The following is a 6,649-nucleotide window of genomic DNA, read 5'->3' on the forward strand; positions in this document are numbered from 1 at the left end:
TTAAGGCATTAGACTAAAGTCTATAGGTTAGATTTATTCACTTATTAGGTTTGTTTTTATCGTTTGTGGTAATTGAGCTAACACTCTAAAGTTTAGTTGTCGGCAACAAGTACGACTAACTTAATAGGAATATAATCATGAAATTTACACTTTTAAAAACCATCGCTCTTGGCTCATTATTAACTTGCTCAGCTGCTGCAATGGCTAATCAAGGTGATTATAAATTAATGGTTATTGAAGACTCTGTAACAGCAGCCCCAGCATTTGAAAAATCGTTTAATAGCTGTGCTTTAACTGTTGAATCAAAAAACTACGAAGAAGCAGAAGCTATTTGTACACAAGCAATTGCATTACTTAAGCAAAGCCATGGTCCGCGTTTAAAAGTACGTGAACTTACATCGTTTGCATTAAGTAACCGTGGTGTAGCACGTATTAAGGCTCAAAAAGACACTGCTGGTATTTCTGATTTATATGAAGCGGTTCAAATTTCTAAAAACTCACTTGTAACGCATAACTTAACGCGTGCTAAAGAAGAATTATCTCTTTAATATTAAATTTATAGCTTGAATTAGCTGTAAAATTCGCGAGTATCAAAACCCCACGTTAGGTAAAGCTTAACGTGGGGTTTTTGTATTTGGATTAAAACACATTTGTTTACAAAAAAACTCTACTACTCACCCCCTTTAAACTCGGCATACATAGCTTATATTAGTGATTAAAAGTAAATAATACATTTATTTTATTAACAAATGTAATGGCTAAATCTAACTTTCCATGTAAGGATATAGGTACAGGGCATGTTAACTTGTTGCCATCCCCCATAAAAATTCAATAAATTTCTGTTGTTTAAATTTATACCAACCTGCATAAATCTTTGAGCGTTTTAACAAATTAAATTGCACTATAACGTCGTTGAAATTTTATTTAGAACAACTAGATACAAAAATTTTGCCTCGTTCTAGCGTAATTTTCTTAACGTTAACTAGATCCTATATATAAGCAGATTGGCATTACTTATTTTGTATTAAAGTAACTTAATTAATTTATAACAATATGATTTTTAATAATAATTAAAGTGCAAAAAAGGAAGTATTTGTATGATTTTTAAAAAAAGTCAGTTAGCTATTTTATTAGCGTTTACGCTAGGCCTTATTGGATGTGGTGGCGGTGATAAAGCGGCCGTTATAGAACCTGTTGTAGCTAAGCCTGATCCTATAAAAGTAGACCCCGTAGAAGTTAACACTATCTCTCTTACTGGAAAGGTCATTGATGGTTATGTATCTGGTGCAATAGTATGGCTAGATATTGATGGCGATGGTACTTTTGATGAGCAAACAGAACCTTCTGTAGTCTCTGAAGAATCGGGTAATTATAGTTTTAATTTTACAGAAGAGCAGGCGCTGTGTGTGCCGTATTCAACTATGTATGTTGATGTACCTGTTGGCGCAATTGACGAGGATTTAGGAGAGGTAACACAAGCGTATCAAATGTCATTTCCGCCCTCAATTGAGGCTTTAACTGATGAAGACATTCGAAATATATCACCTTTAACAACCGTTATTTGGGAGCAATTGAGCCTTCAACTACAAAAAGTTGGTAGCAATAATTTAAGTTGTGATGCACTCAAAGAAAATACTGGGTTACTTGCAAGTCTTCAGAGCGAAATAACAAATGTTATGCAAAACTTGGTAGCGCATTACAATTTGTCGACTGAACAAATGTACTCAGATTTTATTGTCAATAGTGACAGTGATGCTTACGACAGAGCACAGGCGATTGTTAAAGGACTAAAAGCAGCCTATAAATTTAAACAAGAGTTAGATGCTCAGTTTCCTGATGCAGAAGAAGTAAGAGCAGTGATTTACCAAGACACAGCAAAAGATGCAGAGTATGGGTTTGAAAATGCATGGTACCGCGATAAAGTTATTTTTGCAGGCGCTGAACTTATTTATGAGCAAGTAAAGCTTCAAAATACAGACGAACTCGACAAAATTGACGTTATTTTGTCTCGATTGGATTCAACAGATACGCCTTGGGGCGAAGAATCGTTAAATGGAAAATTAACAGTTAGAGACGATGTTTACATTAACGCCGATCGTACTTACCGATGCTCTAGTATTGAGAACGTTAGTTTTGAGAAAAGTAATGTGCGTTACAGCGTTGATAATACAAGCCCATCGGTTAACTTTCCAACAGCAGATGAATGCGTTAGTGCTAATCTAGATACACCGTTCGAGCGAGGTTTTAGCATTAGCTATACTGAGTCAGGATCGTTTTACCAAACTGACTTTGCCTTTAGAGAGGAAAATGCCGATTTTCAAACATTATCTAATTGGGTAAATGTTAAAGACAAAGCTGCTGATTTAGACACTCAAAATTTAGTGACCGTACTCGCTGCTATGCCCTATAAGTTTGATGACGAAACATCTATTGATGCTAGCTTTTGGCGTAAATACAAAACCACAGACAACGTACGTATTATTAAAACAATTGAAGGGCAATGGTTTAGAGATACTCGCCGAGAAGATGGAACAATGCTGCATGAATGCAGTGAAAATGGTGTTGATTGGGCGCAATGCGAATAATGTAAAAAGCACTTCAATTAATATTAGCTTAATGCCAGTCAGTTAATAACTGACTGGCATTTTTTTGTTTGAAAAAGCTTACTTTTATGTGCGTTTATAACTGTATACCTGATGAACTTTATTTTTAATCTGTTTTTTACTCGGGTTTACTGTAAAATTAACGGCTTAACATTTGTTAAGCAATATTTACAATTGTTATTGCTTGTTAGGTATTTAAACTAATTTAAGTAGAGCTTATGATTTTTTATATTATAGGGTTAAGTTTACTTGTTATTATTTTATGCGTTGCACTTTATGTAATTTACAGCAACGTACATAAAAGTCGGGTAAGAAAATCCAAAGAATACAACGTACTGTTTGATAAAGACACGATAGTGGATGAACTAATCACTCAACTAACAGAAAAAAATCAAACACAAGAAAACCAAGATAAAACAGCAAAAGGTAAAGAAGAAATCCTTGCAACATTTGTTGAGTTACATCGCTCTGGTAGCTTTTGCGCACATTTGAGTGAACAGGAAATTATTTACTTTGTTAAAAAGAAATTAAACATGGAGAGTAGTAAAAATGGATAGCGAAAAAGCAGTCCCAGCAGTAAAAAGTGGCTCATTTATGAGTCGATTTGGTCGTCGTAATGTAATTGTTGTTTCATCAATTGTTGTTGTATTAGCGGTAATTGCAACGCTGACATCGCAAGTTGTTTCATGGAATGAAGCAGATGAGCGTTTAGTCCATCAATCGGCTTTTACAGGTAACTTAACCGTAATAAATCAAGCCGGCCCTTATTTAAAAGCGTTTGGTACTACATCGGCTTATAAAAAAGTAATTTCGATTAATTTTACGGGCGATGCCGGTGCAACAGCAAGCGCAATTGTACCGCTAATACCCATTCGATTTTTAGATACTACAACGGGTGGCGCACGCGGTGTTTCTCGTTTTAGATTACCAGGCAATGTACCAGCAGCAGAATCGGGTGCTCTACGTGGTTTACTTAAAATACACGAAGAGTTTGGTTCACAAGAAACATTAATATCTAATTTATTAATGCGTGCAACCACTGAAAATGTAAAAGCATCGGCGCGTATGATGTCGGTAGAGCAACATTACTCTGGTGGTAATGGTCAATTAAGCCAAGATTTTGCTGATCAATTAACCAACGGTATTTTTGTTACTGAACAAATTATTAGTACGGGTGAGCGCGATAAATCTGACGATTTAGGTAATTTAAGTAAACAGCAGCGCGTCACTATTAATATTAAAATGGACGATGAAGGTAATACACTGCGTAATGCACCTATTTTAGGCGCTTACGGTATTACAGTAGTTGATGCCAGCATTATTGATATTGACTACGAAAGCAAAGTAAATGCTCGCCTTGAAGCCCAAAAGCAAGCTGCTGCTGATGAAGCGCTAGCGCGTCAAAATCTTAAAAAAGCAGAGCAGCAAGCACGAACTGAAGTGGCTTTAGGTGAACAAGCAATTGCTAAGCAACGTGCTGAATCAGAAAAGCTAAAAATTAAAGAGCAAATTGATGCTGAGCGAATTAAGGCAAATGCTATTATTTCTGCGCAGCAACGAGTGGCTGTAAAAGCGGAACTTGCAAAAGAGCAAGAAGAGATTTTAAAGCAACAACGCTTAGAAGCATTAGGTATGGACGTTTTAGCTGAGGCTCGTTTAAGAGCTAAGTCTGCGGCACTTGACCCTAAGTATGTATTTGATGAAACGCTAAAAGCAGAAGTTAAAATTCAAACTGCTTTATTTACAAGTTTAGGTAATAGCCGTTTAGTGCCTGAAATTGTAATAGGTGGGAGCCAAGGCGAGCAAAGTAATGGCTCTGAATTTATGCGCTTATTAGCCGCTGATGCAGCATTAAGTCTTAAAAAACGTTTAGAAAAAGATAAAAAATAAACAATAGTTAAGTATTGTACAAACAATAAAAACGTTGGCTAATTCGCATTGGCCAACGTTTTTTATTGCGTAAATTTTGTTATTGTATGGTGCGGCTTAGCTTGTAAAACAAGCTTTTTAAATTATGAAATAAAAGAGTGAGCAGTACTTATGGACTCCAGCAGTAATCAGTTTATTTTAGATTTAGGGCAAGAGCATATTACCATCCAGCGGCGTTATGAAGCGCTGGGTGCATTTAACGATTTTTTAATTGCCGTGTGGTTTTTAATTGGTAGTTTTTTCTTTTTAAATGACTCACTAATAGAAAGTGGCACATGGTTGTTTATAGCGGGCAGTGCTCAATTACTTATAAAGCCTGTTTTGAAGTTGATCAGCTTAGTACATGTTAGTCGGGTATTTCATTCAAATAAAACTCCATAAATAAAACCATAAATACGACTCATGATGAGTTCAGTTACTATGGCTAATAATTTACCAGTATAAGTTATTTAAATATCAAGGATAGAGCAGTGAAAGTACTTAAGTGGATTGCAATTGGAATAGCTACTTTATTAATTATAGGCTTACTAATTCCCGAAAAAATAATGATTCCGGTACAAGGTGCTACACCTAAAGATTGGAACCATAATACATTTTGGTATGAGCCTTGGGGCAGATCGGGTGTGCACAAAGGAATTGATATTTTTGGCATAAAGAACACTCCTGTAGTTGCCTTAACAAACGGGATTGTTATATTTGCAGGTGAATTAACTCGTGGTGGTAAAGTGGTTGCGGTGCTTGGGCCTAAATGGCGTATACATTATTTTGCACATTTAAATGACTACTCGGTAAGTGCAGGTGATGTTGTAAGCATAAACAGTCAAATTGGGTTACTAGGCGATACAGGAAATGCCGCAGGGAAGCAGCCTCATGTACATTATTCTATTTTATCGTTAGTGCCCATGCCATGGCTTTATACAACACAAAGCCAAGGCTGGAAAAAGATGTTTTTTTTGAGTCCACACGACAAATTAAAAACTACTTAGCCTGCAACTGGGGTTTTACCTGCGCGAATATTTTTAATGCTTTTAATAAACATATAAATACAGGTAGTGATTAAACAGCCTGCTAAATAAAACACAATACCGTTTGATGCATCAGATAAATTGGCAGCAAGCATAGGGCCAAATACCGAACCAATACTGTAACTTAAAAGCATAACCTCAGTTGCTGAGACTATTTTTGCTATTGGCAATGAGTCGCACGCAAGTGTTATAGCAATCGGGTAAAGTGCAAAGCTGCACGCGCCTAGTATTAAGTAGCTCACTATTAATCCTGCTAAAGTGTTTGCTTGTAATATACCCACAGCACCGGCTGCGCCTACTAAACAAAACATACCCATCAGTAAGCTTTTTTCAAGCCGAGTAGATAAGTAACTCACAAGCGGCTGCACGACCATGCCGCCTAAAATAATAACCGCCATAAGTGTACCAGTGTACTGAGCTTGATCAGTCTGTGCTGCAATATAAAAAGGCATTAAGCCGTAAATAGGGCCCAGTAATAAGCCTGATGCTAAGCATCCGAGCATAGCTGGGTGGCTTAGTGATTTTATTTCTTTTAGTGGTAGTTTTTCAAGATGTTGTTTTTCTGGCTGACCTTTAGTTATTAATAGAGGCGCTAAAATAGCTAAAAATAATAACGAGGCTACAAATAAATAAGGCGTTGAACCTTCGGTGCCAAGCGGCTCTATAGCAAGTTGACCAACCGCGCTGCCCCCATAAAGTGAGGTCATGTATAAGCCCAAACGTTTTGCACGCGACTTTGCGGTATTGGTCATTAATAACCAAGACTCAACAACGACAAACACACCGGCAACAGCAAAACCTGCTACAAATCGTGCAATTAACCAGTTAACGGTATTTGGCAGTGCAAGTTGTGCAAGCACGCTTGCTATTAATAGGCTTAAAAATAATATAAATGCGAAGCGATGACCAATTTTTACCACAATGCGCTCTATTGTGGTTGCGCCAATAAGTAAGCCAAAGTAAAAAATGCTCGCAAGCCAAGGCGCTAGATTTTCATCAAGTTTAAATGCGGGTAACGACAGCGGAATAAGGCTCATTAAAAAGCCTGATGCGATAGCAAAAAATGACAGCCCTATAACAGGCGCTAAAGGG

General features: G+C 36.9%; 7 protein-coding genes. 6 read left to right on the forward strand and 1 reads right to left on the reverse strand.

The genetic code is table 11. The annotated features are described in order from the left end of the window. The first annotated feature begins 137 nt into the window (after window positions 1-137). From CXF89_RS21085 to CXF89_RS21110, 6 genes are all read left to right on the forward strand, one after another. The gene (locus CXF89_RS21085; RefSeq protein ID WP_121955679.1) at window positions 138-548 is read left to right on the forward strand and encodes a hypothetical protein; all 411 of its coding nucleotides are present in this window, start codon (window positions 138-140) and stop codon (window positions 546-548) included. A 549-nt stretch (window positions 549-1,097) separates the two neighbouring features. Next, a complete protein-coding gene (locus CXF89_RS21090; protein ID WP_121955680.1) occupies window positions 1,098-2,585 on the forward strand; it encodes a hypothetical protein in 1,488 nt (495 codons plus the stop codon). A 236-nt stretch (window positions 2,586-2,821) separates the two neighbouring features. Then, on the forward strand, window positions 2,822-3,160 hold the full coding sequence (locus CXF89_RS21095; RefSeq protein ID WP_121955681.1) for a methanolan biosynthesis protein EpsI: 339 nt from the start codon (window positions 2,822-2,824) through the stop codon (window positions 3,158-3,160). After that, the gene (locus tag CXF89_RS21100) at window positions 3,153-4,493 is read left to right on the forward strand and encodes an SPFH domain-containing protein (RefSeq protein ID WP_076925962.1); all 1,341 of its coding nucleotides are present in this window, start codon (window positions 3,153-3,155) and stop codon (window positions 4,491-4,493) included. Before CXF89_RS21095 ends, CXF89_RS21100 begins: the two co-directional genes overlap by 8 nt. A 150-nt stretch (window positions 4,494-4,643) precedes the next feature. After that, window positions 4,644-4,913 carry a YrhK family protein gene (locus CXF89_RS21105; protein ID WP_024600642.1) on the forward strand — a complete coding sequence of 90 codons (270 nt, stop codon included), beginning with the start codon at window positions 4,644-4,646 and terminating at the stop codon, window positions 4,911-4,913. An 89-nt stretch (window positions 4,914-5,002) separates the two neighbouring features. Continuing rightward, window positions 5,003-5,518, forward strand: coding sequence for a M23 family metallopeptidase (locus tag CXF89_RS21110; RefSeq protein ID WP_121955682.1), 516 nt, complete (start codon window positions 5,003-5,005; stop codon window positions 5,516-5,518). Here CXF89_RS21110 and CXF89_RS21115 read toward each other — a convergent pair. Further along, a partial coding sequence (locus CXF89_RS21115) for an MFS transporter (RefSeq protein WP_121955683.1) occupies window positions 5,515-6,649 on the reverse strand: 1,135 nt, incomplete at its 5' end. The two genes, CXF89_RS21110 and CXF89_RS21115, sit on opposite strands and share 4 nt — an antisense overlap.

It is taken from the genome of Pseudoalteromonas sp. MelDa3 (assembly GCF_002863625.1).
GTDB classification, from domain to species: Bacteria; Pseudomonadota; Gammaproteobacteria; order Enterobacterales; family Alteromonadaceae; genus Pseudoalteromonas; species Pseudoalteromonas arctica.